Raw genomic sequence first — 25448 nt, forward strand, 5'->3', positions numbered from 1 at the left:
CGGAGAACGACAGTGGGGGCTAAATCCCCAGATACCGGTGCTGCAGATCCGGCTCCGCAATCAACTGCTCGCTCGTACCCGTCCACACGGTGCGGCCGCGCTCGATGATGTAGTGGCGGTCGGCGATGCGGGAGAGATTGGCGACGTTCTTGTCGATGACGAGCACGGATTGCCCGCGGCCCTTCAGCATCGACAGGCAGTTCCAAATTTCCTCGCGGATCAGCGGCGCGAGCCCTTCGGTGGCTTCGTCGAGGATCAGTAGTTTCGGGTTGGTCATCAGCGCGCGGCCAATCGCCAGCATCTGCTGCTCGCCGCCCGACAGCGTCACGCCCATGTTATTGCCACGCTCGGCAAGGCGCGGAAACAGCGCGTGGATTTTGTCGATGGTCCAGGGATCGGAATTGCCGGCGCGGTTGCCCGAGGCCGCCACCAGATTCTCGTACACCGTCAGGTTCGGAAAGATCTGGCGGCCTTCCGGCACCAGGCCGATACCGAGCTTTGCGATCTTGTAGGACGGCAGGCTCCGCACCTGCTCGCCCGCGAAGCGGATCGTGCCAGACCGCGCCCCGGTCATGCCCATGATGGAGCGGATGGTTGTGGTCTTGCCCATGCCGTTGCGGCCCATCAAGGCGACCATCTCGCCCGACTTAACCTTCAGCGACAGGCCGAACAGCACCTGGCTGAGGCCGTAGCAGGTCTCGATCCCATCGACTTCCAACAAGGTTTCAGCCATTTTGGATTCAGCCATGGCGCGTCACCGCATGCTGGTCGCCGAGATAGGCGCGCTTGACTTCCTCATTGTTACGGATGGCATCGGGATCTCCTGAGGCGATCACGCGGCCATAGACCAGCACCGTGATGCGGTCGGCCAATGCGAACACCGCTTCCATGTCGTGCTCGACCAGCACGATGGTGACTTCCTTCCGCAATTCCTTGAGCAACGCTACCATGCGCGCGGATTCGGTGACGCCGAGGCCGGCCATCGGCTCGTCGAGCAGCAGCAATTGCGGTTTTGTGGCGAGCGCCACCGCCAGCTCGAGCTCGCGCTGTTCGCCGTGGCTCAGTTCGGACACCAGCACGTCGGCGCGTTTGGCGAGCCCTACCCGCGTCAACGCCGCCTGCGCCGCGTCGCGCAGATGCCTCTCCTTGCGCGCAGCGCCCCAGAAGCGGAACGAGTGGCCGTCATGGGCTTGGGCTGCGAGCGCGACATTGTCGGCCGCGGTGAAATTCGGCAGCAGGCAGGTGATCTGGAACGAGCGTGCCAGGCCAAGCCGGCTGCGCTGATAGGACGGCAGCCGCGTGACCTCGCGGCCGGCGAAGTGAATGGTGCCGGAATTCGGCATCAACTGTCCCGTCAACTGGCTGATCAGCGTGGTCTTGCCGGCGCCGTTCGGGCCGATGATAGCGTGCAGTTCGCCCGGCACGACGTCGAGCGTCAGATTGTCGGTGGCCTTGATGCCGCCGAAGCTGCGAACCAGGTTCTCGACGCGGAGCAAGGGATCAGCCACGGCTAAATCTCCCGAGAAGTCCCATGATGCCGCCGCGCGCGAACAGCACGATCAACAAGAGCAGCGGCCCCATGATCAGCGCCCAATATTCGGTGAACTGCGACAGCAACTCCTCCAGCAGCAGGAACACGATGGTGCCCAGGACGGGACCGAACAGCGAGCCCATGCCGCCGAACACCACCATCACCATAAGTTCGCCGGAGCGGGTCCAGTACATCCCGGCCGGGCTGATGAAATCGGTGTTGTTGGCGAGCAGCGCGCCGGCGAGGCCGCAGATCGTGCCAGAGATGACGAAGCAGACCAGCCGGTAACGGTTAGCGTGAAAGCCGATCGCCTGCATGCGCTGCTCGTTGGAGCGGACGCCCTGCACCACCAAGCCGAACCGCGAATTGACGATGCGCCAGATCAGAAAGACGCCACCGAACAGGCAGAAGAGGCAGAGGTAATAGAACTGCACGCGGTTGGACAGGTCGATCAGGCCGCCGAAAGTGCTCCGCTTGTAGATGGTGAGGCCGTCGTCGCCGCCATAGCGAGAGAGACCCGAGGCGATGTAATAGGCCATCTGCGCGAAGGCGAGCGTGATCATGATGAAATAGACGCCGCGGGTGCGCAGCGACAGCGCGCCGATCACCAGCGCATAGAGCGCCGACACCGCGAGCGCCACCGGCCACTGGATGAAACCGGAGCCGATGCCTTCATGGGCGAGGATGCCCACCGCATAACCGCCGATGCCGAGATACGCGGCGTGGCCAAAGCTCATCATGCCGCCGTAGCCCATGATGAGATTGAGACTGGCGGCCGCCAGCGCGAAAATGACGATGCGGGTGAACAGCGTCAGTATGAAGATATCGCCGGTCAGCGCCGAATAGGCCGGCAGCAAGACGAGGCCAAGCGCGACGAGCACAACGATGACGCTGCGGGCGTTGATGTAAGATTTCATCGCTTGGCAGCCGGAAACAGCCCCTCCGGACGCACGACGAGCACAATCGCCATGAGGAGATAGATCAGCATCGACGACAGCGCGGGCGCGGCGGTGGAGGCGGCGGCGGAACTCAGCACGGTGCGCAGGAGATCGGGCAGGAACGCGCGGCCGAGCGTATCGATCATGCCGACGAAGATCGCGGCCATGAAGGCGCCCCGGATCGAGCCGATGCCTCCGATCACGATGATGACGAAGGCGAGAATCAGGATGTTCTCGCCCATGCCGATCTGCACCGTGAGGATCGGCGCCTGCATCAGCCCGGCAAGGCCGGCGAGCGCAGCGCCAAGCCCGAACACCAGCGTGAACAGCAGTTTGATGTTGATGCCGAGCGCGCCGATCATTTCGCGGTTGGAAGCACCGGCGCGGATCAGCATGCCGATGCGGGTCCGCATCACGACGATATAGAGCAAGGCTGCGACCGCCAGCGCGACCACGATGATCGACAGCCGGTAGGCCGGATAGAACACGCCGGGGACGATCTGCACCGGCACGGTCAGCCAGGCCGGCAGCGGCAGCGACAGCCCGGCCGGGCCCCAGATCAGCCGCACCGCGTCGTTGAAGAACAGGATCAGACCGAAGGTCGCCAGCACCTGATCGAGGTGGTCGCGGCCGTAGAGATGCCGGAGCGCGATGAATTCCAGGAGAATGCCGAGCAGCAGCGTGGCGCCGAGCGCCAGCAAGATGCCGAGCACAAAACTGTTGGTCCAGGCGACGAAAGTCGCGGCGAAATAGGCGCCCATCATGTAGAGCGAGCCGTGCGCCAGGTTGACGAAATCCATGATGCCGAACACCAGCGTCAAGCCGGCTGCCAGCAGAAACAGCAGCAGACCGAACTGCAGGCCGTTCAGCGATTGTTCTACGAGGACGAGCATGGATCCCTAAACTCTAAGACCTAACAAAACAGCGGCAGCACATCTGCGCCGCCGCCATTTCCTTGTTGGGCGGATGATCTGTCGCAAACCGCCCTCGGGTCAAGCCCAAGGGCGCGTCCGCGAAATCATGCACCGGCCATGCCAACTATCACTTCTTCATCGGGCATTTGTCGTGGAAGCGATCCTGGTCGTCCTTGACGATGGTCGCGACCGTCTTCAGCGAGAGCTGACCCTCGGCGTCCTTGACAACGTCCTGCAGGTAGAAGTTCTGGATCGGAATGTGGTTGTTGCCGTATTTGAACGGACCGCGCACCGACTTGAAGTTGGCCTTCTCCATCTCGGCCTTCATCTCGTCCTTCTTCGAGGTATCACCCTTGACCGCGACGACCGCGCTGTTGATCAGACCTGCGGCATCATAAGTCTGGGCGCCGTAGAAGGTCGGGCGCAGGCCGGTGTACTTCTTGCGATAGTCCTCGACGAACTTCTTGTTCTCGGGGTTCGGCAGGTCGTTGACCCATTGCTGGGCGCCAGGCACGCCGAGCGCGTTCTCCTTCTGCAGCGGCAGCGTAATTTCGTCGATAGTGAAGGCGGTGTAGAGCGGGATCTGCTGCTTGATACCGGCCTGGGTGTACTGGTTGAGGAACTGCACTCCGGCCGCGCCCGGATAGAACACGAAGATGGCTTCGGCCTTGGAGTTCCTGGCCTTGGTGAGCTCGGCGGAGAAGTCGAGCTGGCTCGGCCACACCGTATATTCCTCGCCGACCACCTGGCCCTTGAAGGTGCTCTTGACGCCCGCGAGCATGTCCTTGCCGGCGGCGTAGTTCGGGCCGATCAGGAACACCGATTTGACGCCCTTCTGGTTCATGTAGGTGCCCATGGCCTGCGGGGTCTGGTCGTTCTGCCACGAGGTTGAGAACACGTAAGGCGAGCAGAGTTCGCCGGCGAGCTGCGACGGGCCGGCATTCGAGGTGATCAGGAAGGTCTTGGAATCGACCGCGGTCTTCAGCGACGCCAGCAGCACGTTCGACCAGATATAGCCGACGATGAAGTCGACCTTGTCGGACTGGATCAGCTTTTCGGTCTTCTGTTTGCCGACGTCGGGCTTCTGGCCGTCATCCTCATAGATCACCTCGACCGGCTTGCCGCCCATCTTGCGGCCGAGATGGTCGAGCGCCAGCTCGAACGAGTTGCGCATGTCGTTGCCGATCACAGCGGTCGGGCCGCTGAAGGTCGAGACAAAGCCGATTTTGATGGTATCGCCCGCGAGCGCGGGCTGCGCCAGCGCCAGAATTGTTGCGCCCGCCAGCCAGAATGCCTTTTTCATAATCACTCCCCTCCTGTTTATCACGCCAAACCCGGTCAACCGGGCAACCGGCAACGCTAGCTCCGCGCGCCTCTTATCTGCGAGGTATTTTGTGCGCGAAATCGCCGGTCAGCGGCAAGCATGAACCCCAGGCTCCGGCTAGAACCTTCGGCGCATGCTTAAGCCACCTGCACCATAATTCGCGGATAGCAGGGATGGCAAGAAATATAATGCCGGTTGCCCCGGCAACAATTGTCGCGGGTGTTGGAGGCCGGGAAAGCCTCATGGTCGACTGCTGCAGGCGGGCGGCGCCGTGATGAGAGTATTTGCGCACCTCAGTGCGCGTTCAGATCAGGTATTCAGCGCCATCAACAACATAAGGCGCGTGACGGAAATCCCTGATGGTCGCGACCTTGCCGGCCGACCAGCCCAGCAGCACGAAATATTTCGGCTTGGTATCGCCTTCGCTGGGATCGAATACCAGGACGGCGGGGCGCCGTTCGACCAGCCCCGGCACCAGATGCCAGTCGCTGACTTTGTCGTAATTGCCGAAATAGCGGGACACTTCCGCCTTGCCGCGCAAGTGGGTCCTGCTGACGAGATCGAGCCTGACATCGTCCGAGATCATGGCGCGGATGGCATCGAAATCGCGCGCGTTGAAATGCGCAACATAGGCGCCGAGCCGCTCGCGATCGGCGTCGGATAGCTTTTGTTGCGGCGCGTCTTCCGGCTCGTCGGAAATCTCACGCAACTGCGCGCGGCCGCGATGCAGCGCGGCCTTGGCCGCGGGCAGGCTGCAATCCATCACCTCGCAGATTTCTTTCAGCGAGCAGCCGAGCACGTCCATCAGGATGACGCTCACACGCTGCGGCACCGGCAACCGCATGAAGGTGCGCAAGGAGGTCGCGGCGATCTGGCGGCTCGCCACGGCATCGAGCTGGTCAACGATCATGTCCACCTCCGCTGGCCCCCGGAGCGCCTCCTGGCGTTTGCGCCGGCGCAGAAAATCCAGCGCGGTGTTGTGCGCAATGCGGAACAGCCAGCCTTCGGGATTGCCGAGCTCGCCGGCGGCAGGCTGCGCCTCCACCGCCTTGATCATGGCATCCTGCAGCACGTCCTCGCCGTCGATGACGGAGCCGACCATGCGCGCGCAATAGCGATGCAGCTTTGGCCGCATCGCCACCAGCAGGCGCTCGATGTCAGAGCCGGCGGACGCCTCGGGAACCACTGTCATTCAGACCCCGGCAAGCACGCTCTCGGTCTCGCGCAGCATGCGATAATTGCCGACGACGGTCACACCCTTCGCCAGCGGCGGTTCGACGCAACGCTCGCGAATGCCGCTCTGGAACGCCTGAAACGCCGCCAGTTTCGGCAGGGCGCTGGAGCCGTCATCGGCTGCGGTCTCGACGAAATGAATGAAGGTGTCGTCCTCCAGCCGCAACGACAGATAGCGGAAGCCTTCGGGCTGTGCCGCCTTCAGTTCGGCAAATACCGCGGCGACCAGTTCCGCATTCCTGTCGGCCATTTCGGGCTTGGTCTTGTACCTGATCACGGTCCGTCTCATGACTTTCTCCTCGTTTGCTGTCATCTCGACCCCAAGGACGTTCCGGAACGGGCAAAGGATGCGGTGGCGGAGAAATATTTTCGTCGGCCCGGCGCAAGGACGACAGCGCCATAGGTTTTCGCTATCGATCGATTAGCAAATGCGTCTTGGAACGAAGCCGCGAATGTCTGCATAATGCTCACATCGTAACCGAGGTCGCATCGCATGACAGCGCCGCAACAGCCCCACCACGTGGTGATCGTCGGTGCCGGTTTCGGCGGACTGGAGGCCGCCTTTGGCCTCGCCGGGGCGCCGGTGCGGATCACGCTGATCGACCGCCGCAACCACCATCTGTTCCAGCCGCTGCTCTACCAGGTCGCGACCGCTTCGCTGGCAACATCGGAGATCGCCTGGCCGATCCGCTATTTGCTGCGCAACCGTCCCGAAGTGACGACGCTGTTTGCCAATGTGAATGGCGTCGATGCCGAGGGAAAGCGCGTGCTGCTCGAAGACGGCGATACGATCCCCTACGACACGCTGGTGCTCGCCACCGGCGCCCGCCACGCCTATTTCGGCCACGATGAATGGGAGCCGTTCGCGCCCGGCCTGAAGACGCTGGAGGATGCCACCACGCTGCGGCGGCGCATCCTCGTCGCCTTCGAGCGCGCCGAACGCGAGAAGGATCCGGCGCGGCGCGCGGCGCTGCTCACCTTTGTCATCATCGGCGCCGGCCCGACCGGCGTCGAAATGGCGGGAACGATCGCCGATCTCGCCAAGGACACGCTGCCGCCGGACTTTCGCAACATCGATACCCACAAGACCCGCGTTGTGCTGATCGAGGCCGGCCCGCGCGTGCTCGCGGGCTTTCCGGAAGACCTCTCTTCCTATGCGCAGCGCGCGCTGGAGGAACTCGGCGTCGAGGTCGTGCTGGGGCAGCCGGTCACCGAATGTGCGATCGACGGCGTCGTTTATGGTGGCAACAGACTGGAGGCCAGAACCATCGTCTGGGCGGCGGGCGTGCGCGCCTCGCGCGCCGCGGAATGGATGAAGGCCCCGGCCGACCGCGCCTACCGCCTGAAGGTCGAGCCTGACCTGACCGTGCCCGGCCATCCCGACGTGTTTGCCGTCGGCGACACCGTGACGATCGCAGGCCCCGACGGCAATCCCGTGCCCGGCATCGCGCCGGCGGCCAAGCAGCAGGGCCGCTACGTGGCGGCGCTGATCAAGGCGCGCCTGAACGGCGGCACGCTGCCGCCGTTCCGCTACAAGCATGCCGGCAGTCTCGCGCAGATCGGCAAGAAGAAGGCCGTGATCGATTTCGGCCGCATCAAGCTGCGCGGCAATCTCGCCTGGTGGATCTGGGGCATCGCCCACATCTACTTCCTGATCGGCCTGCGCAACCGCCTCAGCGTCGCCTTGAGCTGGCTGTGGATTCACGCCCGCGACCAGCGCGCCGCACGGCTGATCACGCAGGGATCGAGCAAGGTCACGGGATAGGTTTCGCGCCACGGGATCGCGCGGGGCGGCCCTCACGGCGCGCAGGCAAAACTGGCGGCGCGGTTCGTCGGCCCCGATTTGTAATGCGGCCATGCCGGCCATTGGCACAATGGCAGCGAACGCGTCGTCTCGAACGCCGGCGCTTCGACCTTCTGCTCGATCACCTCGAGATCGCCGGGCGCCTTGCCGTTCTCGACCCAATCGACGAGCACGGCCAGCATGTCGACATTGGCGGGCGCGCCGGAGCCGACATGGTCGACACCGGGCGCCGTATAGAGGCGGGCGAACGCCGCCGTCTTCTCGCGGCCCAAGGTGCGCTGCACGTTTTCGAAATAGCGGATGCCCGCATAGGGGCTCTGCGCATAGTCGGCCAAGTTCTCGAGGATCACGAGCTTGCCGCCGCGCGCGGCAAAGCGGCTGAGGTCCGGATTGGTCGAATCCATCAACCGAGACACCTGAAGCAGGCGCTCTTTGTGGTCCTCGGGCTTGTAGGTCGTGACGTCCAGCTTCGGGTCGCGCGCGAAGACATATTGAATGCCGCCCGCACCGTAGATCCAGGCGATGCCGTTGGCAGGCACCGGTGGCTGCGCCGGCGCCGCCTTGCCGAGCCACCAGGCGACCCAGCCGCCGGTCGGACCGAACGCTGGGATATTTTCGCCGGAGACGCCCCAGCCCGGATAATCGTCGAGGCCGTTCTCCAGCGGAAACGAAAACTTGTACGTCGAATGCAGCGTCTTGATCGCCGCGATCTGCGCTTCCGTCAGGCACTGGTCGCCCGTTTGGCCCGCCGCGCAGCGCAGAGACTCCGGCTGGAATTTCGCCTTGCAGCCGACCGGGTCCAGAACAAGCGAATCCTCGGCGCCGTCCGCCTTGTCGCAGGCAGCAAGCACCGCCTTGGCCACAAGCTCGACCTGCGCGGGACGGATCCAGCCCTCACCCATCGTTACAAGCCCCGACCGCGTCCCGGCGTGCTGCAATCCGACCCAGTTGACGACGGGCACGCGGGCAAAGATGCCGTCAAAATCGTCGGGATAGCGCTGCGCCATCGTCAGCCCCTCGCGGCCGCCTTCTGACGATCCCATGAAATACAGTTTGGCCGGCGGGTTGCCGTAGGCGCGCACCATCAGCGCGACGGCGGCGTCCCGCACGCGCTTGTAGGAACGATGGGCGAAATTCTCAAAGGCCTCGTCGTTGAGCGCAAACGTCTGCGGCGGCTCGCCCGGCTTGGTCTCGTGGCCGGAATCCGTGCCGTAGGTGACGAACCCGCGCGCCAGCGGCGACGGCGCGCCGAACGGAGTGGCCGGCGGCAAGGCAAGGCCCGTGATCAGCACGCCGTTGAAGCCGCCACCGCCATATTGCAACGAGCGGCCGTTCCACTCGACCGGAAGATTCACCTGAAATTTGATCGGCGGTGCCTTGGGATCGGCCGGTGCGATTTGTCCGAGCACCTTGCAGAATTCCGGATTGGCCGGCGTGATGCGCGCCGCCGGCGTCGGTGCTCTTTCGGCGACGGCAAGCTGCGAAGGCGCAACCATGGTCGCCGAATCGATCCGGACGACATTATCGGTCGGCCGGATCAGGTCGCTGCACGTCGCTGCGGGCTCGCCGACCATCTTTGCGGCCGTTGCATCTGCGGCAAAGAACGAGGTCGCGGCGAGCAGCGAGGCCAACTGGATCGACGTGCGAATATGGAATCTGAGACGTTGCATCGTTTCCCCCACGTTATCGCAGCGCTTTTGCCGGTCGTTCGAGCTTACATTGGCTCGCACCACGCAGACGTCAATCGAAATAAGATCGGCATCGCCTGGCCCAGACGTTGACATCCGTTATGCGGCGACACCCCCACCCATGGCCGGTGCTCCGCATCGGCGTTCTTCTAAAGAACGGCGGCCACAGGCCGCCTATGCCTCCCCCGCACGCGGGAGAGGGAGGGCAGCGGAGCATTATTTCACCAGCGAGCAGCCGCCGTCGGCGACCGGGCGGAAGGCCTGATCGGCGGGAATGGTCGAAACCAGCTTGTAGTAGTCGTAAGGATACTTCGACTCTTCCGGCTTCTTCACCTCGAACAGGTACATCGGGTGGATGACGCGGCCGTCCTGGCGGATGGTGACGTCGCCGAACAATTTGTCCTTGCCCTTGAACTTCTTCATCTCAGGCACCGCATCCCTGGCGTGATCGCTGCCGGTCGCGGCCACCGCGTTGAGATAGGCGAGCGTGGAAGCATAGACGCCGGCCTGGTTGCCGCTCGGCATCTTGCCGTTCACGCCCGGCCGCGCCGCGAAGCGCTTTGCAAACGCGCGGGTGTTCTCATCCATGTCCCAATAGAAGGCTTCGAACAATTGCAGGCCTTGGCCTACCTTCAGCCCCATGCCGTGGACGTCGTTGATGAACAGCAGGAACGCCACCATCGTCTGGCCGCTTTGCTGAAGCCCGAACTCGGCCGCCTGCTTCACCGCATTGACGGTGTCGCCGCCGGCATTGGCGAGCCCGATCACCTTGGCCTTGGAATTCTGCGCCTGCAGCAGAAGCGAGGCAAAGTCCGGCGTGTTGAGCGGATGCTTGGCCGAGCCCAGCACCTTGCCGCCGTGCTTTTCGATGTAGTTGGTGGCCTCGGCCTCGATGCCCTGGCCGAGCGCAAAATTCACCGTGATGAAGTACCATTCCTTGCCGCCCCGCGCCATCATCGCCGCCGCGGTCGAGTTGCCGGTCGCCCAGGCATCATTGACCCACTGGATGGTGTTGCGGGAGCAGGCCTTGCCGGTCAGGTCGGAGCTGGCGGTGGATGACGCCAGAAATGTCATGCGGCTGTCGCGCAGGAGCGAGTTGATGGTGAGACCGACCGCCGAATTCGGCACGTCGACCACGGCATCGACCCCGTCGACGTCAAGCCATTTGCGCACGATCGCAGATCCCACGTCGGCCTTGTTCTGGTGATCGGCATAGACGATCTCGACCTTGATACCCTTGCCGCCGCCGTTGAAATCTTCCGCTGCCATGCGCGCCGCTTCCACTGAGCCCATGCCGTTGGTGTCCTGGAAGATGCCGGAAATGTCGTTGAGCACACCGACGCGCACGACGTTACCGGAAATTTCCGCGCGCGCCGCGCCCGACGCCACGCAAGACAACGCAAGCGCGAGACCTAACCTTAAACCCCTCATTGTTCTCTCCCTTTCGAATTTTGATCTTGAGCGTTCCCGGACTTCGCCGGGTTTGACTTCAGTTCAGGTGATCAGGCCGTCACAACTGCCGGTCCGGCAGATTGAGGACCAAACCATCGAGATCGGCAGCCAACTTGATCTGGCAGGACAGGCGGCTGTTGGCTCGCCGTTCGGCCGCGGCGCCATCCAGCAGCGCGTCCTCGTCGTCGCCCATGGCCGGCAGGCGGGCGAGCCAGTCCTCGTCGACATAGACATGGCAGGTGGCGCACATCGCGTTGCCGCCGCATTCGGCCAGAATTCCATTGACGTCGTGGCGCGTTGCCGCCTGCATCGCGCTTTCGCCATCGCCGCCGTCGATGCGCTGCGCCCGGCCGTCAGGGTGAACAAACGTGATGCTGGGCATGGGCGGTCCGTCAGGCCGGAGAAATGGCGATGGGAAGACTTTCGAGACCGCGCAGCGTGTTGTTGTAGCGGCGCTTCACCGGGCCTGATATCTCGATACTTGCGACCTTGCGGGCGATCGCCGCCAGCATCACCTCGCCTTCGAGGCGCGCGAGAAGCTGGCCGACGCACATATGGATGCCCGAGCCAAAGCCGACATGCCCGGAGGTGCGGCGGGTCACGTCGTAGCGGTCAGGATTTTCCCAGCGCCGCGGATCGCGATTGGCAGCGCCAAGGAACATCAGAACCTTCTCGCCTTCACCGATGCGATGGCCTGCGAGTTCGACCTCCCGCGTCGTGGTGCGGAAGAAGGTCTGCACCGGGCTTTCGAAGCGGATTGCCTCTTCGAACGCGTTGCGCGCCAGTGTCGGATCGCTGCGCAGCCGCGCAAGCTGATCGGGGAAGCGCGCCAGGCAGTACATCGCGGCGCCGATGCCGTTGACAGTGGTGTCGAGGCCGGCCGAAAGCAGCGAGCGCACCAACAGCGGCGCCTCTTCCGCCGAGATGTCGCCGGCGTCGGCGCGCGCATGGATGCAAGCGCCGAAGCCGCCGGGAGCAAGATTTTCGCGCTGGCACTGCGCGGCGACATAGGCCTGATGTGGCGCCGAGCGTTCGATCGCCTCCTGGCGCAACTGGTTAGGCGGCCCGAACGCGTTGAACACCAGGCTCGCATAGGGGAGCAGGTTTTCCCGCCCCTCCTGCTTCAGGCCCATTGCATCGGGGAATACCGAGAGCGGATAGGCCTCCGCGAGATCGGCAACCGCATCGAAACTTCCCCGCGCCAGCAATTCGTCGACCTTGGCCGCGGCCATCGCCGTGAAATGTTCGCGGACCCCTTTCATCGCCGTCGGCGACAGCACGTTGCTCAGCACCGCGCGAGTCCTGGTATGCGCCGGCGGGTCGGCTTCAAGGATGATGCTTTGCGGCCGCCACGGCTTTTCCTTGGCGAAATCGCTCAAGCCAACGCCGCGGCTCGAACAGAAGGTCAGTGGATCGTTGAGGACGGCGTGCACCTCGGCATAGCGTGCGACGCCATAGACGCCCCACTTCTCGAGCCAGACCACCGGCCCGGCCTCGCGGAGGACGTCGTGGATCCGGTGCGGATCCTCGAAAAACTCGGTCGAGAACGGGTCCACGTCCAGATGGGGCACGCCGGCTGGCGCACTCCGCTCCGGGGTTTCAGAATCTGTCCGGGATGTCGCGCTCATGTGGGTCTCCTGCATAATGTTCTTGCAGAGCGGTGTGCGCTGTATCTATGTCTGGAACGCTGGAGCAGCGTCGGAAAAGCATGAGCAGGAACAGACAGGCGCGCGCCCCCCGTGCGGGCGCGGCAGGCAGGACCGGACGGGCCGAACAGGTGCTCGACCTCGACCGTTACGTTCCGGCCCTCATCACCTTCATCGCCAACAAATTGTCGCGCAGCGCGACCGTGGTCTATCAGAAGCGCTTCGGGGTCAACGTCACGGAATGGCGAATCCTGTCGCTGCTCGCAATCGAGCCGGAAATTTCCGCGGCGCGGATCTGCCACGTGATCGGGTTCGACAAGGGACCAGTGAGCCGGACGCTGGCCGGCATGGAGGAACGCGGGCTGGTCAGCATCAGGGCCGACCGCGAAGATGGGCGCACCCATTCGATCTCGCTGACCCCGAAGGGCTATGCCACGCATGACCAGGTCATCGCGGTTGCGCTCGAACGCGAGCGCCGCCTGCTCTCCTGCCTGAGCAAGCCGGAGCGGGAGACCCTGATCGCGCTGCTGCTGCGGGTGCACGGCAATCTCGACGCCGTGAAAGGCGCAGGCGAGGTCGATACGCGGAGCTGAGCGGCGCCTATTAGCCGCCCCGCGGCCACCACACTGCGCACGCGACATCGCATTGCGTCGTGACGATCCGACACGCCCGAACATCCGTTTCTCCCTGTGCGACCCGGCACTCTCCGCGCTCTGCGCTCTGCGATCGGCCGCCTATTGAAAACACGCTCGCACAAATTAGTTGCCTTGGCAACATATACGACAAGCGTCGAAGATGATTTTCAGCGGCGGCCGGTTGCTGCCGACCGCCGCCGGTCAGATCATTTCTTGACCAGCGGGCAGTTGCCCTCGCTCTCGGGACGAAACGCCTGGTCGCCCGGAATAGTAGCGACGACCTTCAGCAGGTCCCATTTCGAGCTGGATTCGTCAGGCTTCTTCACCTCGAGCAGAAACAGCGGATGAATCTTACGCCCGTCTGCGCGGATGGTTCCCTTGCCGAACAGCGGATCGTCGGTCGGCATCGCCTTCATCGCCGCGACAACGGCCTTGCCGTCGGTGGCGCCGCCGACCTTGTCGACGGCCTTCAGATAATGCAGCACCGAAGCATAGACGCCGGCCTGCATGTCGTTTGGATAATTCTTTTGCGGATGGCGTTCGGCGAACCGTTTTGCAAAAGCGCGCGTGCCGTCGTTCAAATCCCAGTAGTACGGATTCATGATCTGCGCGCCCTGCGCCGCCTTCAGGCCGAGCGCGGGAATGCCGTTCATGCCGAGGATCAATCCGACCAGCTTCTGCTTCTGCGTCAGCCCGAACTCCGCCGCCTGCTTGATCGAGGTGATGGTGTCGTCGCCGGCATTCGCCACGCCGACGATGTCGGCACCCGAAGCCTGCGCCTGCAACAAGAAGGAAGCATAATCGGCGGTGCCGAGCGGATGGCGCACGGCGCCGAGCACCTCGCCGCCGGAGGCCTTGACGCCTTCCATCGCCTGCTTCTCCAAATCGTGGCCGAAGGCGTAGTCGGCGGTCAGGAAGAACCATTTCTTGCCACCTTGGGCGACCACCGCTTTGCCGAGACCGCGACCATAGGCATAGGTATCGTAGGTCCAGTGCACGGTATTCGGCGTGCATTTCTCGCCGGTGAGAAGCGCGGTGCCGGCGCCCGAGCCGATGAAGACCTTGTTCTTCTGCTCGCTCATATTGGCAACCGCGAGCGCAATCGCCGAGTTCGGCAGGTCGAAGATGGCGTCGATGCTTTCGGTATCGTACCAGCGCCGCGCGATGCCGACGCCGACGTCGGTCTTGTTCTGATGATCGGCGGTGATGACGTCGACCGGTTTGCTGGCAGCCTTGCCGCCATAATCCTCCACGGCCATCTGCGCGGCGATGACCGAGCCGATGCCCTGGTACGTCGAAAACACGCCCGATTGGTCGTTGAGCACGCCGATCCGGACGCGGTCGTGGGCTTGGGCTTGGCCGTGGGCAGCGCCGGCAAACATGCCGCCGAGCGCGGCAACGAGCATTCCTGTGCGAAAAAACGGTCGCATGCATTCCCTCCTGTATGGAAAAGGCGGTCTTCGCGACCACTTCGAAATTACTTATAACTTATAAGTATTTTGAGGATTGTCAATTCACGTGGTGCCGTGCGAGCTATTGCCCATGGGAAGAATCGCCAAAGTTTCGACGCGCAAGGGCAACGGGTCGGCCAGACCGGCCGAGCCGGACTCGGCGCGAAAGCTCGATCTCACCGCGCTGCAGCAGACGCCGGGATTCATGATCCGGATCCTGCAGTTGGAGAACTTCGAGGCGTTTTATCCCTATTTCGAGTCCTTGAAACTTTCGCCGCTTGAATATGCCATCCTGGTTACGGTGCGGGACAACAAGACGGTGACGCAGAGCGAACTAGCCGCCGTGTTGAAAATGCAGCTCCCAAACCTCGTGAAAATCCTGTCACAGATGGAGGAGACCGGCATCTTGAAGCGGAAGCGATCCGTGCGGGACAAGCGCGCGGTCGAGCTCAGCCTCAGCACTGCGGGCGAGAGGCGCGCTGACGAGGCCAGCCGGCTTGGCGAGAGCTTTAATGCGCAGACGCTTTCCGCGCTCAGCAAGAGCGAGCAGACCGCATTTCTCCAGATGCTGGTGCGGCTGGTCGAGGCGCACAAGCACGCGGCGTCCCGAGGCGCCTAGCGTTTCAGCCGGCGCAGGCGATCCATTCGGCCGAGGCGTCGTCGTCCAGTGTTGCCACTGCGCTCGCGCGCCGCGTCAACACGGCGCGCTGATTGATATAGCCCTTGTCGGTGATCTCGCCGCCGTCAACCGAGGCTGGCTCCGCCAATAGTAGCGCCCGCGTCGCGTGGCCGGACGAGTGGCCGCTCTGCGCCTTCAGTTTCGCAAGGCCCTGCGCGATTGCGCTACGAACCTTCTCGTGACCGATCACGTCCTTCGCGTCGGTAGTGTCGGGCAAGCCGGCATGTGCACGGCAGGCCGCGATGTTCGGAAACACCAGGAAGCGAACCTCGTCGCCGCCATGGCCGGTCACGACAATGTCCTGCGCCAGCGGCGCCAGCGCGGCGATGCCGGCGACGCGCAAGGTGCCGACGCTGACCCAGGTGCCGGAATTGAGCTTGAAGTCCTCCGCGACGCGGCCGTCGAAGAACAGCCCGAGTTCGGGACGCGCCGGATCGGCAAAGGTCACGGCATCGCCGATCAGGTAATAGCCTTCGGCATCGAACGCCTGCGCGGTCAATTCCGGCGCCTTCCAGTAACCGGGCGTGACATTCGGGCCGCGCACGCGCACCTCCAGCTTGTCGCCCGAGGGTACCAGCTTCAACTCGGTGCCCGGGATCGGCACGCCGATATTGCCGGAGCGTTTGGCCTGGAAATGGCAATCGGTGGCGAGCGGCGAGGTTTCGGTCGAGCCCCAGGCCGACACCATCGGCAACGCACGGTCGACGGTCTGGATTGAGAGTTCTTCCAACGCGTCCCAGAGATTCTGCGGCAACGCAGCGCCGGCGTAGAAAGCGAACTTCACCTCGCTGAAGAACTTTCTCCGCAACTCGTCGTCGCCGCGCAGCGCCGCGATCAACATGTCAAAACCGCGCGGCACATTGAAATAAACGGTCGGCATCACGCTGCGCAGGTTGGCGAGCGAGGTCGCGAACAATCCGGGCGCCGGCTTGCCGCCGTCGACATAGAGCGTGCCGCCGTTGCGCAGCACCAGATTGAAATTGTGGTTGGCACCGAAGGTGTGGCTCCACGGTAGCCAGTCGAGGATCACGAGATCCTCGCGGCCATCTTCGAGGAATGTCCAGGTCTGCGCCTTGGCCTGCTGGCTCGATGTCAGCATGCGCTGGGTGTTGATCACGGCCTTCGGCGTTCCGGTCGAACCTGACGTAAACAGGAATTTTGCGATCGTATCCGGCGTGATCGCCGCAAAGGCCTTTTCGACGTCAGGCGTTTCCGGTGTCGTCGCGATGGCGCGGAAGCAGATCGCGCTGTCGTCACCCGCACCGCCGCTGACGATGATGGCCGAATGTAGGGGCGCGATCGCGGCCAGCGCCGCGGCAAACGGTTTTGTGCCGGAAACATAGATCGCGCCGGGCTCGAGCAGCTTGATCATGCTCTTGAGCTTGTCGAAATCCTTGGACATCAGCGAATAGGCCGGCGAGATCGCGGCCGAGGGCACGCCGACATGCTGAGCGGCGAGCGCGAACAGCGCGTGCTCGACGCTGTTGTCGGACAGGATCACGAGGGGACGCTCGGCGCTTAGCCCTTGCGCCAGGATCCAGGCGGCGGCCGAGCGCACCTGCTTCAACGCATCCTTGTAGGTGACGGTGGTCCACGGCGTATCAACGCTGGCGCGATCGGCGAGAAAGATCCGGTCCGGCGCCTGCCGCGCCCAATGCTCCAGCCAATCGCCGATGCAGCGCGCACTCGGCCGCAGCGGCGTGGTCGACCTCACCAAGATGCTGCCATCGGTCCGGCGATCAGCAACGATCGCGGGCGTCGCGAAAAGACGTTGGGAATCGACACCGCTGATGGCGGCGATGGTCATGGGCTTCCTCCTGCCACCTCGAAAGGGCTGGCTTGACGCCAATGTTGAGCACAACAATTGTTGTCGTCAACAACAATCTTCCCCTTGACCGCGCGAGGCGCTAGAAGGGAACGATGGCGAGGAACAGTCAGGCACCCAGAATTGCCAAGTCACGAATTGCCAAGTCACGCGCTGGTATCCGGCCGCGGCTGGGCCGCACGCGAAGTGAAAATGGCAACGCACACGGCGATCTAATGAACGGCGAAATCGGCCTCGACGCGCTAGCCGGCCACGCCGGCTATGCGGTGCGGCGCTTCCAGATCTGGATTTTTCAGGATTTCATCCGCACGCTCGGCGCCGTCGATATCCGGCCGACACAGTATTCCGTGATGACGGTGATCGGCGCCAACCCTGGCCTGAGCCAGATGGCAGTTGCAAAACGGCTCGGCATCGAGCGCGCCCGGCTGGTGCACCTGCTGGACAGTCTCGAACGACGCGATCTCGTCAGCCGCGTCAAGTCCGCCACCGACCGGCGTTCCCACGCGCTGCACCTGACCGCGCGCGGCCGGACGGCGCTGGCGCAGTTCAAGCGGCTTGCCGCCGAACATGAGCGCCATGTGGCCGAGAAGATCGGCAAGGAGAACCGGGAGCGGCTGCTGCAGATTCTTGCCGCCTTCACCTGATCGCGGCATCGCCCTGCCTTGGGCTAGACCGACTAAATTTTAGGCAGTCACGCGTTGGTAGCGGGAATGCAGCGCATGCTCGGTCGCATCATAAATATATGAAATTACATTATTATCGATGAATACCGACCGGACCGAGCCATTGTACACAATGGCACATCGCTTGCTTCACTCCCACCAACCTTTGCTCGCTGGAGTTTTGCTGCCATGGGGTCCGACACGCCTGAAACCGTTGCCGACATTGTTGCCGCGCACCGCGCCGGCACCATGACCCCGGCGCAGACCGTCGCCCGCAGCTATCAGCGCATCCGCGACCATAACGATCCCGCCGTGTTCATCAGCCTGCGCGATGAGAATGATGCGCTGGCGGAGGCCGAAGCTCTGACTTCGAAAGATGCGGCAGCGGTTCCGCTTTTCGGCGTTCCGGTCGCGGTGAAGGACAATATCGACGCGCTGGGCTTAGCGACCACGGCGGCCTGTCCGGCTTTCGCCTATTCGCCCGCGCAGGATTCCACGGCGGTGGCAAAACTGCGCGCGGCCGGCGCCATCATCATCGGCAAGACCAATCTCGACCAGTTCGCGACCGGCCTGGTCGGCGCCCGCTCGCCCTACGGCATTCCCGTCAATCCGATCCGCGCCGATCTCGTGCCGGGCGGATCGAGTTCGGGATCGGCGGTCGCGGTTTCCGCCGGTTTGGTGCCGCTGGCGCTCGGCACCGACACTGCGGGTTCGGGCCGCGTGCCGGCGATGCTCAACAACATCGTCGGGCTGAAGCCGAGCCTCGGGCTGATCTCCAATGCCGGGCTTGTCCCGGCCTGCCGCACGCTGGACTGCATTTCGGTGTTCTCGCTCACCGTCGACGACGCAATGACCGCGCTGGCTGCGATGGCAGGACCCGACAGCGCCGATCCGTATTCGCGCGACCGGCCGCTCGGACCGATGTCGGCATTTCCCGAAACACTCCGGCTTGGCGTGCCGCGTAATGACCAATTGATCTTCTTCGGCGATCACGCCTCCGAGAGAGCCTATGGCGAAGCTATCGAGCGCTGGGCGCAGCTTGGCGCCACGCTGGTCGAATTCGACCTCGAACCTTTTTATGAAACCGCGCGGCTGCTCTATGAGGGCCCGTGGGTCGCCGAGCGATACCTTGTCATCCGCGATCTCCTCGCGTCATCGCCGGATTCGATCCATCCGGTGACGCGCGAGATCACCGCAGCCGGCGCGCGGCTGACCGCTGCCGATACCTTCGCCTCGCTCTATCGGCTGCAGGCGCTGCGGCGCACGGCCGAGCGGACTTTCGCCAATTTCGATGCGATGGCGCTGCCGACGGCGCCGACCGCCTATTCGACCGCGCAGGTACTGGCCGATCCGATCAAGCTCAACAGCCGGCTCGGCACCTACACCAATTTTGTGAATTTGCTCGATCTCTGCGGGCTGGCGCTGCCGGCATCCATGCGTCCCGACGGCATCCCGTTCGGCATCACGCTATTGGCGCCTGCGGGACGCGACGCGCAGCTCGCCAGCATCGGGCGGGTGTTTCATGCAGATACCAAACTGAAATTGGGAGCCAAGGGCCTGACGCAGCCCCCGCTCGCTACATTGCCGGCAGCCGTTAGCGGAGATGAAATCACCATCGCCGTCGTCGGCGCACATCTCTCCGGCATGGCGCTCAATGGCGAATTGCAGGCGCTCGGCGGACGCCTGCTCGAGGCAACCGCGACCGCATCGGACTACAAACTCTACGCGCTCGACACGGTGCCGCCGAAGCCCGGCATGCTGCGCGTCGACGCGGGCACCGGGAGTTCGATCAAGCTCGAGCTTTGGGCATTGTCGGCGACAGCGTTCGGCAAATTCGTCGCCGCCATCCCGCCGCCGCTCGGCATCGGCACCATACGGCTGATCGACGGTCGCGGCGTGAAGGGATTTCTGGTCGAGCCCATTGCCGTCAACGGCGCGCGCGATATTTCCACATTCGGCGGCTGGCGCGCATTCATGGCGGAGAAGGCGGCGGTGTAACCCCTCGTGTCCCGGACGCGGCGCGGCGTGCAACGCTGCGTCCGGGGAACGCATGCTGAGAGAATCTATACCGACACCGCGTAAATCTCATATTCCCCGCGCACCAGTTCGATATGCGCGCGCATCGCCGCCGCCGCACCGCTCTTGTCGCCGCGCATGATCGCGACCACGACGCGGTCGTGTTCGGCATGAGATTTCGCCAGCCGCCCGAGATTGCGAAACTGGGCGCGGCGGAACGGCTGGACGCGCACCCTTGTGGCCAGCGTCATCTCGGCGATGTAGCTGTTCTGTGAGCCGGCATAGATCGCGTTGTGAAAGCGCTCGTTGACGGCGTGAAAGCGTTCGGGATTGCCGGCATGGCTCAGCACCCGCAACTCCTCGTGGATCGCCTCCAGTTTCTGGCGGTCCCCAGGCGGCATCCGTTCGGCGGCGAGCCCCGCGCACAGCGCTTCCAGCTCCGCCATCGCTTCGAACATTTCGGTCAGGCGGTCCAGCGAGGGCTGCGCCACCACCGCGCCGCGATGGGCGCGGGCTTCCACAAGGCCGCTTGCCACGAGCTGCCGCAGCGCCTCGCGCACCGGCGTGCGCGACACGGCAAAGCGCCGGGCGATATCGGTCTCATCGAGCGCCGATCCCGGCGGCAACACGCCGCGCACGATCTCGTCGGCCAATTGCAGCCGCAATTCCTCGGCGCGCGTGACCTTGTCCCGCTGCGACGAAGGGCGATCGACGCGGCGAACCGTGGCTTCCGGCAGATCTTCCAGACTCATGTCTTTTGATCCGTTTGCTTGGGCTCGTCGATGATGCTGACATGGGCCGCGACGATCTTCCAACCTTCGGGAAACCGCACCCAGGTTTGCATCTGCCGTCCCACCCTGCCCGGCGCGCCGTCGCGATAGAACAGCGTGGAGGCGACGGCGGTATCGCGACCGTAGGTCGTGATCACGGTCTTGTCGGTGCGCCGCATCAGCCCGACCGGCGAGCGCGCGGCGCGGAATGCCATGATGGCCTCATAGCCGTAGAGATTTTCGCCGATGCCATAGCGCAGCGTGCGGGGATCGTTGCGGAACAGCTCGTCCAGTACCGCGACGTCGTTCGACACCAGTGCCTTTTCGTAGCGCGCAAATTGCGCGGTGACTTCGGCGAGCACGTCGGGAAGATCGATCTCCATCACGATAATCCTCTCGGCGCAGGTGCTGCGGCGGCGCCCATCCGCTCCAGCGCGTGCGCGACACGCAGGGCGATATCCTCCCGCCAGGGTGCCGCGATGATCTGCACGCCGATCGGCATCGGCTCCAGCGGAACGGGAACGGCAACAACCGGCAGGCCGATGAACGAGATCGGCTGGGTGTGGATGCCGATATTGGCGCGCACCGGCAGTTCGACGCCGTCGAGCGTGAAGGTCACCTGCCCGAGTTTCGGCGCGATGCAGGGGGTAGCGGGCGCGATGATCACGTCGACCGATTTGAACAGCTCCAGCACCCTTGCACGATACCAGCGGCGGAATTTCTGTGCGCGATCTACCAGCGGTGCCGGAACCATGGCGCCGGCGATCAGGCGGTCGCGCACGGCGGGGTCGAAATCGTTCGGACGCTTGCGCAGGCGATCGAGATGCAGCGACGCGCCCTCGGTCGTGGTGATTACATAAGCCGCGGCGCGGGCGCGCGCGGCCTCGGGAATTTCGACCGTCTTGGTCGCGTTCAGCGCCTTGGCGATGCGCGCCACCGCCTCGACCGCTTCCGGAAAGACGTTTTTCTGAAAATATCCGCCGGCCACCGCGATCCGCAGGCCATCGATACCCTGGGCCAACTGCGGCGTAACCGGTTCGACCGGCTGCGTCTTGCAGGCTGCGTCATCGGCATCCGGCCCCTGCATGGCATCATAGGCCAGCGCGAGGTCGCCGACATTGCGCGCCAAAGGACCCAGATGATCGAGGCTTGCGACAAAGGGAAACGAGCGGGCGCGTGACAGGCGGCCATAGGTCGGCTTGAGGCCGAAGATGCCGCAGAACGACGAGGGCACGCGGATCGATCCGTTGGTGTCCGATCCCAACGCGATCGGAACGAGCGCACCGCCGACCGCACTGCCCGAGCCGCCCGACGAGCCGCCGGTCATCCGCGTCGGATCGTGCGGATTGCGCGACGGGCCGTCGTGCACGTTCTCGCCGGTAAAGTCATAGGCGTATTCGCCCATGTTGAGCGCGCCGACCAGCACGGCGCCGGCCGCTTCCATGCGTTCGATCAGCGTGGCGTCGCGCGGCGCGGCTGCAAGATCGCGGTTGATCTTCGATCCGGCGCGGGTGGGAAGGCCTTTCACGTCGAACAGGTTCTTCACCGCGAACGGCACGCCGGCGAGCGGTCCCACGTTCTGGCCGGCGGCGATGGCGGCATCGACCGCGCGGGCTTTCGCGCGCGCGCGATCCGCGGTGATGTCGGTGAACGAGTTCAGCACGGAATCGTGTTTGGCGATCCGCGCCAGTGCGGCTTCGGTCGCGTCGATTGCGGATAGCTTGCCGCCTGCGACAGCCTGCGCGATTTGTTGGGCCGAAAGCCCGTCAGTGTTTGCGGTCATGGCCTTGTCACGCTGTGTAGACGCTGGCCGGCTCGGTCTCGTCCGGCAGCGGAAATTCATCGACCAGCCCCGCCAGCCTCAGCGACACTTCGAGGTTGGCCCGCACGGCGGGACGCCAGGCTTCCTCGACCGGCAGCGCCAGCGCCTTGGCGACGGCGTCGATGTAATCGTCCAGGGGATTTTCAGTCGTCACGGCTCTCTCCCTCTTGGTCATCGCCCGGCTTGACCGGGCGATCCAGTAACCACCGGCGGTGATTACTGGATGCCCCGCCTTCGCGGGGCATGACAACTAAACCGGCAACGGCGGATGCGGGATCGCCGTCAGCAATTCCTTTGTATAAGCGTCCTGCGGATCGCCGAGCACCCGTTCCGACGAGCCTTGCTCGACGATTCGTCCCGCCCGCATCACGATGACACGGTCGCACAGCAAACGCACCACATTCAGATCATGCGACACGAACAAATAGCTCATGCCCATCGACTGCTTGAGGTCCTGCAGCAGATTGAGCACCACGGCCTGCACGGAGACGTCGAGCGCCGCCGTCGGCTCGTCAAGGATCACCAGTTTCGGATGCAGCGCAATCGCGCGCGCGATGCCGACGCGCGCCTTCTGGCCGCCGGATAGCTGATGCGGAAAACGATCGAGCAGATCGACGGGCAGGCCGACCAGGCCGGCGAGCTTCTCGCAGCGGGCGCGAAGCGCGTCGCGTCCCCTGATGTCGCCGAGTTGCAGAAGCGGATCGGCAATGGCGCGTGCCGCGGTGAAGCGCGGGTTGAGGCTGTCGGTCGGATCCTGAAATACCATCTGGATGCTCTTGCGTAGCGGCAACCGCGCAAAGGCCTGCGGCAGGATAGCGCCGATCTCCTCGCCATCGAAGACGATGCGCCCGGAGGTCTGGTCCAATAGCCGCATCACCATCATCGACGTGGTCGATTTGCCGCAGCCGGATTCACCGACCAGACCGACGCTCTCGCCGTGACCGACAGTGAAGCTGATGCCGTCAACGGCGCGGAAGACTTCCGCCTCCACCGGCGGCTTGCGGGAGAACAGTTTTGACAGCACCGCGCCTGCGCCCTGGCGCGGGTATTCCTTGACCAGCTTTTCGACGGCGAGAAGGGGTCGCTCCCTCTCCCCGCCCTTCGCGGGGAGAGGGTCGGGGTGAGGGGCTCCATCAGCGAGTACGGTCCGCGGAGAGTCCCCCTCACCCGCCGCACTTCGTGCGACGGCCTCTCCCCGCGTGCGGGGAGAGGCAGGGACCTCCTCCTCCGGCAACAAATCCCGCAGCGACACCCCAATCCTCGGCGTCGCACGCATCAACTTTTTCGTATAGGCGTGCTCGGGATTTGCAAAAATATCCGCCGACTTGGCGGTTTCGACCACCCGGCCCTTCTCCATCACGACAACGCGGTCGCAGTAGGCGGCCGCGAGCCCCAGATCATGCGTGATCAGGATGGTCGACATGTGCCGGCGCTTGGTGAGTTCGACGATCAGATCCATCACCGCCTTCTGCGTGGTGACGTCGAGGCCCGTGGTCGGCTCGTCCGCGATCAGAAGCTGCGGATTGCAGGCCAGCGCCAGCGCGATCACGACGCGCTGGCACATGCCGCCCGACAGTTCGAACGGATAGGCGTGATAGCGCTCGCGGGGACGGGCGATCTTGACCTGCTCCAGCGCCTCGATCGCCTTCTCGCCGCGGTCGCTCGCTGCGCTCTGCACATGCTGGCGCAGCACGTCCTCGATCTGGTCGCCGACTTTCCGGATCGGGTTCAGCGCCGCGCGGGGGTTCTGGAAAATCATCGAGATTTCGCGGCCGCGCAAATCGCGCATCTCGTTTTCGGTCGCGGCCTTGACGTCGATGCCGGAAAACATCACCGAACCGTCGGCGATCCTGCCGGCGCGGTCGAGGATCCGCATCACCGCATAGGACGTCACCGACTTGCCGGAACCGGACTCGCCGACGATGCCGAGCGTCTCGCCCTTGGCGACGGAAATATTGACGTGCTGCACCGCCTTGACGATGCCGCGGCGGGTCGTGAATTCGACGGTGAGGTCGTGGACATCGAGCAGCGGCTGGGCCGTCATGACGACCTCCGCAAAAATCTCGAAAACAACCCCATGCAAAGTAGAACGGTCAGCATTCCTGTCGCATTCCCTTGGGGGCGAAGACGAGCAAAGCCTGAATCAGCCATCACGTCCTCCGCTGCGGATCGACGATGTCGCGCAGGCCGTCGCCGAGCAGGTTGAAGCAGAACACCGCGATCATCAACGCAAGGCCCGGGAACAGCGCGATCCACCATTCGCCCGACACCATGAAGGTGGCGCCTTCCGCGACCATGATGCCCCATTCCGCCGTCGGCGGCCGGACGCCGAGGCCGATGAAGGAGAGGCCGGCGGCGTTGAGGATCGCGTAGCCCATGGTCAGCGACATCTGCACGATCATGATCGGCATGATGTTGGGCAGGATATGCACCAGCAGGATCCGCATCTCGCCATTGCCGGACAGCCGCGCCGCCTGCACGAAGCCGGCGTTGCGGCGGACATTGGCTTCGGCGCGGGCCACACGGGCATAAAGCGGAAAGTTCACGATCGCGGTGGCGATGATGATGTTCTGCACGGTGTTGCCGAGCGCCGCCACAATGCCCATCGCCAGCACGAACAGCGGAAATGCCATGATGGTATCGGCGATGCGTCCGACGATGCGGTCGGTCCAGCCGCCGAAATAGCCGGCGGCGATGCCGGCCAGTCCCCCCATTAGGAACACCAGCGCCACCGAGGCGACCGCGATGAAAGTATCGAGCCTTGTGGCGACGATGACGCGGCTGAAGATATCGCGGCCCAATTGGTCCGTGCCGAACCAGTGCGCCGCCGACGGCGGCTTCAGCGCCGCGGCGGTATCGCTGGCAAGCGGATCGTAGGGAACGATGTAGGGGCCAAAGATCGCGGCAAACAGGATGATGACGAGCAAGCCGAAGGCAAAGGCGGTGACGCGGTTCTCGCCGAGCACGTAGCGGGTATGCTCCAACATCGCGGCGACGCCTGACGTGCGCGCGGGAGCGGCAGGTTCAACGGCAGGCGCAACACTACTCATCTTACAAC

24 protein-coding genes are annotated in these 25448 nt (G+C 64.0%); 5 read left to right on the forward strand and 19 right to left on the reverse strand.

The genetic code is table 11. The features are described 5' to 3' along the window. Window positions 1-19: 19 nt before the first annotated feature. The 7 genes from LMTR13_RS36405 to LMTR13_RS36435 all read right to left on the reverse strand — a co-directional run bounded on the left by LMTR13_RS36405 (window position 20) and on the right by LMTR13_RS36435 (window position 6229). Entirely contained in the window at window positions 20-748 is a 729-nt protein-coding gene (locus LMTR13_RS36405; protein ID WP_065731951.1) for an ABC transporter ATP-binding protein, read from the reverse strand. Further along, window positions 741-1508 carry an ABC transporter ATP-binding protein gene (locus tag LMTR13_RS36410; protein WP_065731952.1) on the reverse strand — a complete coding sequence of 256 codons (768 nt, stop codon included), beginning with the start codon at window positions 1506-1508 and terminating at the stop codon, window positions 741-743. The genes LMTR13_RS36405 and LMTR13_RS36410 overlap by 8 nt, the downstream gene beginning before the upstream one ends. Continuing rightward, on the reverse strand, window positions 1501-2448 hold the full coding sequence (locus LMTR13_RS36415; protein WP_065731953.1) for a branched-chain amino acid ABC transporter permease: 948 nt from the start codon (window positions 2446-2448) through the stop codon (window positions 1501-1503). Before LMTR13_RS36415 ends, LMTR13_RS36410 begins: the two co-directional genes overlap by 8 nt. Beyond that, entirely contained in the window at window positions 2445-3362 is a 918-nt protein-coding gene (locus LMTR13_RS36420) for a branched-chain amino acid ABC transporter permease (protein ID WP_065731954.1), read from the reverse strand. Before LMTR13_RS36420 ends, LMTR13_RS36415 begins: the two co-directional genes overlap by 4 nt. Window positions 3363-3510: 148 nt before the next feature. Then, a complete protein-coding gene (locus tag LMTR13_RS36425; RefSeq protein ID WP_065731955.1) occupies window positions 3511-4686 on the reverse strand; it encodes an ABC transporter substrate-binding protein in 1176 nt (391 codons plus the stop codon). A 325-nt stretch (window positions 4687-5011) separates the two neighbouring features. Further along, window positions 5012-5899, reverse strand: coding sequence for a sigma-70 family RNA polymerase sigma factor (locus LMTR13_RS36430; RefSeq protein WP_156795925.1), 888 nt, complete (start codon window positions 5897-5899; stop codon window positions 5012-5014). Beyond that, window positions 5900-6229, reverse strand: coding sequence for a hypothetical protein (locus LMTR13_RS36435; protein ID WP_065733262.1), 330 nt, complete (start codon window positions 6227-6229; stop codon window positions 5900-5902). It abuts the gene before it with no gap. Between the two features lie 204 nt (window positions 6230-6433). Here LMTR13_RS36435 and LMTR13_RS36440 point away from each other — a divergent pair, with 204 nt between their 5' ends. Further along, window positions 6434-7705, forward strand: a complete 1272-nt coding sequence (locus LMTR13_RS36440; RefSeq protein WP_065731956.1) for an NAD(P)/FAD-dependent oxidoreductase — start codon at window positions 6434-6436, stop codon at window positions 7703-7705. A 32-nt stretch (window positions 7706-7737) separates the two neighbouring features. Here the strand turns inward: LMTR13_RS36440 and LMTR13_RS36445 are convergent, their stop codons facing one another. From LMTR13_RS36445 to LMTR13_RS36460, 4 genes are all read right to left on the reverse strand, one after another. Next, window positions 7738-9318, reverse strand: coding sequence for a tannase/feruloyl esterase family alpha/beta hydrolase (locus LMTR13_RS36445; protein ID WP_236843523.1), 1581 nt, complete (start codon window positions 9316-9318; stop codon window positions 7738-7740). A 330-nt stretch (window positions 9319-9648) separates the two neighbouring features. Beyond that, on the reverse strand, window positions 9649-10863 hold the full coding sequence (locus LMTR13_RS36450) for an ABC transporter substrate-binding protein (protein ID WP_065731958.1): 1215 nt from the start codon (window positions 10861-10863) through the stop codon (window positions 9649-9651). A 79-nt stretch (window positions 10864-10942) separates the two neighbouring features. Next, window positions 10943-11266: a 2Fe-2S iron-sulfur cluster-binding protein gene (locus LMTR13_RS36455; protein ID WP_065731959.1), complete on the reverse strand. Its 324-nt coding sequence runs from the start codon at window positions 11264-11266 to the stop codon at window positions 10943-10945. Window positions 11267-11276: 10 nt separating this feature from the next. Beyond that, the gene (locus LMTR13_RS36460) at window positions 11277-12512 is read right to left on the reverse strand and encodes a cytochrome P450 (RefSeq protein ID WP_065733263.1); all 1236 of its coding nucleotides are present in this window, start codon (window positions 12510-12512) and stop codon (window positions 11277-11279) included. 80 nt (window positions 12513-12592) lie between these two features. On the opposite strand from LMTR13_RS36460, the gene LMTR13_RS36465 reads away from it, so the two are divergent. Beyond that, window positions 12593-13123: a MarR family winged helix-turn-helix transcriptional regulator gene (locus LMTR13_RS36465; RefSeq protein WP_083219367.1), complete on the forward strand. Its 531-nt coding sequence runs from the start codon at window positions 12593-12595 to the stop codon at window positions 13121-13123. Window positions 13124-13371: 248 nt separating this feature from the next. Here LMTR13_RS36465 and LMTR13_RS36470 read toward each other — a convergent pair whose 3' ends face one another. After that, complete coding sequence (locus LMTR13_RS36470; RefSeq protein ID WP_197520969.1) at window positions 13372-14595, reverse strand: ABC transporter substrate-binding protein; 1224 nt, start codon at window positions 14593-14595, stop codon at window positions 13372-13374. A gap of 112 nt (window positions 14596-14707) precedes the next feature. Between LMTR13_RS36470 and LMTR13_RS36475 the strand changes: the two genes are divergently transcribed. Continuing rightward, complete coding sequence (locus tag LMTR13_RS36475; protein ID WP_065731960.1) at window positions 14708-15235, forward strand: MarR family winged helix-turn-helix transcriptional regulator; 528 nt, start codon at window positions 14708-14710, stop codon at window positions 15233-15235. A 4-nt stretch (window positions 15236-15239) separates the two neighbouring features. Here the strand turns inward: LMTR13_RS36475 and LMTR13_RS36480 are convergent, their stop codons facing one another. Continuing rightward, window positions 15240-17102, reverse strand: a complete 1863-nt coding sequence (locus tag LMTR13_RS36480) for a feruloyl-CoA synthase (protein WP_065731961.1) — start codon at window positions 17100-17102, stop codon at window positions 15240-15242. 233 nt (window positions 17103-17335) lie between these two features. Here LMTR13_RS36480 and LMTR13_RS36485 point away from each other — a divergent pair, with 233 nt between their 5' ends. Next, entirely contained in the window at window positions 17336-17764 is a 429-nt protein-coding gene (locus LMTR13_RS36485; protein ID WP_083219369.1) for a MarR family winged helix-turn-helix transcriptional regulator, read from the forward strand. Window positions 17765-17971: 207 nt separating this feature from the next. Then, window positions 17972-19780, forward strand: coding sequence for an allophanate hydrolase (atzF, locus tag LMTR13_RS36490; RefSeq protein WP_065731962.1), 1809 nt, complete (start codon window positions 17972-17974; stop codon window positions 19778-19780). Between the two features lie 65 nt (window positions 19781-19845). Here atzF and LMTR13_RS36495 read toward each other — a convergent pair whose 3' ends face one another. The 6 genes from LMTR13_RS36495 to LMTR13_RS36520 all read right to left on the reverse strand — a co-directional run bounded on the left by LMTR13_RS36495 (window position 19846) and on the right by LMTR13_RS36520 (window position 25440). Next, window positions 19846-20550, reverse strand: a complete 705-nt coding sequence (locus LMTR13_RS36495; RefSeq protein ID WP_057841251.1) for a GntR family transcriptional regulator — start codon at window positions 20548-20550, stop codon at window positions 19846-19848. Further along, a complete protein-coding gene (gene hpxZ / locus LMTR13_RS36500; protein ID WP_065731963.1) occupies window positions 20547-20951 on the reverse strand; it encodes an oxalurate catabolism protein HpxZ in 405 nt (134 codons plus the stop codon). The genes LMTR13_RS36495 and hpxZ overlap by 4 nt, the downstream gene beginning before the upstream one ends. Then, a complete protein-coding gene (locus tag LMTR13_RS36505; protein WP_065731964.1) occupies window positions 20951-22351 on the reverse strand; it encodes an AtzE family amidohydrolase in 1401 nt (466 codons plus the stop codon). The genes hpxZ and LMTR13_RS36505 overlap by 1 nt, the downstream gene beginning before the upstream one ends. A gap of 7 nt (window positions 22352-22358) precedes the next feature. Continuing rightward, window positions 22359-22544, reverse strand: coding sequence for a DUF4089 domain-containing protein (locus tag LMTR13_RS36510; protein ID WP_418219743.1), 186 nt, complete (start codon window positions 22542-22544; stop codon window positions 22359-22361). A 96-nt stretch (window positions 22545-22640) separates the two neighbouring features. After that, window positions 22641-24434 (reverse strand): dipeptide ABC transporter ATP-binding protein, encoded by a 1794-nt coding sequence (locus LMTR13_RS36515; protein ID WP_065733267.1) that lies wholly within the window; start codon window positions 24432-24434, stop codon window positions 22641-22643. A gap of 106 nt (window positions 24435-24540) precedes the next feature. Next, window positions 24541-25440 carry an ABC transporter permease gene (locus LMTR13_RS36520; RefSeq protein WP_065731966.1) on the reverse strand — a complete coding sequence of 300 codons (900 nt, stop codon included), beginning with the start codon at window positions 25438-25440 and terminating at the stop codon, window positions 24541-24543. Window positions 25441-25448 lie beyond the last annotated feature (8 nt).

The sequence above is a fragment of the Bradyrhizobium icense genome, from assembly GCF_001693385.1.
In the GTDB taxonomy this organism is placed as follows: Bacteria; Pseudomonadota; Alphaproteobacteria; order Rhizobiales; family Xanthobacteraceae; genus Bradyrhizobium; species Bradyrhizobium icense.

What these genes read in the sequence shown, in the direction of transcription:
- LMTR13_RS36405 (WP_065731951.1), bottom strand. Translation starts at nt 748, where the DNA reads ATGGCTGAATCCAAAATGGCTGAAACCTTGTTGGAAGTCGATGGGATC.
- LMTR13_RS36415 (WP_065731953.1), bottom strand. Translation starts at nt 2,448, where the DNA reads ATGAAATCTTACATCAACGCCCGCAGCGTCATCGTTGTGCTCGTCGCG.
- LMTR13_RS36420 (WP_065731954.1), bottom strand. Translation starts at nt 3,362, where the DNA reads ATGCTCGTCCTCGTAGAACAATCGCTGAACGGCCTGCAGTTCGGTCTG.
- LMTR13_RS36425 (WP_065731955.1), bottom strand. Translation starts at nt 4,686, where the DNA reads ATGAAAAAGGCATTCTGGCTGGCGGGCGCAACAATTCTGGCGCTGGCG.
- LMTR13_RS36430 (WP_156795925.1), bottom strand. Translation starts at nt 5,899, where the DNA reads ATGACAGTGGTTCCCGAGGCGTCCGCCGGCTCTGACATCGAGCGCCTG.
- LMTR13_RS36435 (WP_065733262.1), bottom strand. Translation starts at nt 6,229, where the DNA reads ATGAGACGGACCGTGATCAGGTACAAGACCAAGCCCGAAATGGCCGAC.
- LMTR13_RS36440 (WP_065731956.1), top strand. Translation starts at nt 6,434, where the DNA reads ATGACAGCGCCGCAACAGCCCCACCACGTGGTGATCGTCGGTGCCGGT.
- LMTR13_RS36445 (WP_236843523.1), bottom strand. Translation starts at nt 9,318, where the DNA reads ATGGTCGGCGAGCCCGCAGCGACGTGCAGCGACCTGATCCGGCCGACC.
- LMTR13_RS36450 (WP_065731958.1), bottom strand. Translation starts at nt 10,863, where the DNA reads ATGAGGGGTTTAAGGTTAGGTCTCGCGCTTGCGTTGTCTTGCGTGGCG.
- LMTR13_RS36455 (WP_065731959.1), bottom strand. Translation starts at nt 11,266, where the DNA reads ATGCCCAGCATCACGTTTGTTCACCCTGACGGCCGGGCGCAGCGCATC.
- LMTR13_RS36460 (WP_065733263.1), bottom strand. Translation starts at nt 12,512, where the DNA reads ATGAGCGCGACATCCCGGACAGATTCTGAAACCCCGGAGCGGAGTGCG.
- LMTR13_RS36465 (WP_083219367.1), top strand. Translation starts at nt 12,593, where the DNA reads ATGAGCAGGAACAGACAGGCGCGCGCCCCCCGTGCGGGCGCGGCAGGC.
- LMTR13_RS36470 (WP_197520969.1), bottom strand. Translation starts at nt 14,595, where the DNA reads ATGCGACCGTTTTTTCGCACAGGAATGCTCGTTGCCGCGCTCGGCGGC.
- LMTR13_RS36475 (WP_065731960.1), top strand. Translation starts at nt 14,708, where the DNA reads ATGGGAAGAATCGCCAAAGTTTCGACGCGCAAGGGCAACGGGTCGGCC.
- LMTR13_RS36480 (WP_065731961.1), bottom strand. Translation starts at nt 17,102, where the DNA reads ATGACCATCGCCGCCATCAGCGGTGTCGATTCCCAACGTCTTTTCGCG.
- LMTR13_RS36485 (WP_083219369.1), top strand. Translation starts at nt 17,336, where the DNA reads ATGAACGGCGAAATCGGCCTCGACGCGCTAGCCGGCCACGCCGGCTAT.
- atzF (WP_065731962.1), top strand. Translation starts at nt 17,972, where the DNA reads ATGGGGTCCGACACGCCTGAAACCGTTGCCGACATTGTTGCCGCGCAC.
- LMTR13_RS36495 (WP_057841251.1), bottom strand. Translation starts at nt 20,550, where the DNA reads ATGAGTCTGGAAGATCTGCCGGAAGCCACGGTTCGCCGCGTCGATCGC.
- hpxZ (WP_065731963.1), bottom strand. Translation starts at nt 20,951, where the DNA reads ATGGAGATCGATCTTCCCGACGTGCTCGCCGAAGTCACCGCGCAATTT.
- LMTR13_RS36505 (WP_065731964.1), bottom strand. Translation starts at nt 22,351, where the DNA reads ATGACCGCAAACACTGACGGGCTTTCGGCCCAACAAATCGCGCAGGCT.
- LMTR13_RS36515 (WP_065733267.1), bottom strand. Translation starts at nt 24,434, where the DNA reads ATGACGGCCCAGCCGCTGCTCGATGTCCACGACCTCACCGTCGAATTC.
- LMTR13_RS36520 (WP_065731966.1), bottom strand. Translation starts at nt 25,440, where the DNA reads ATGAGTAGTGTTGCGCCTGCCGTTGAACCTGCCGCTCCCGCGCGCACG.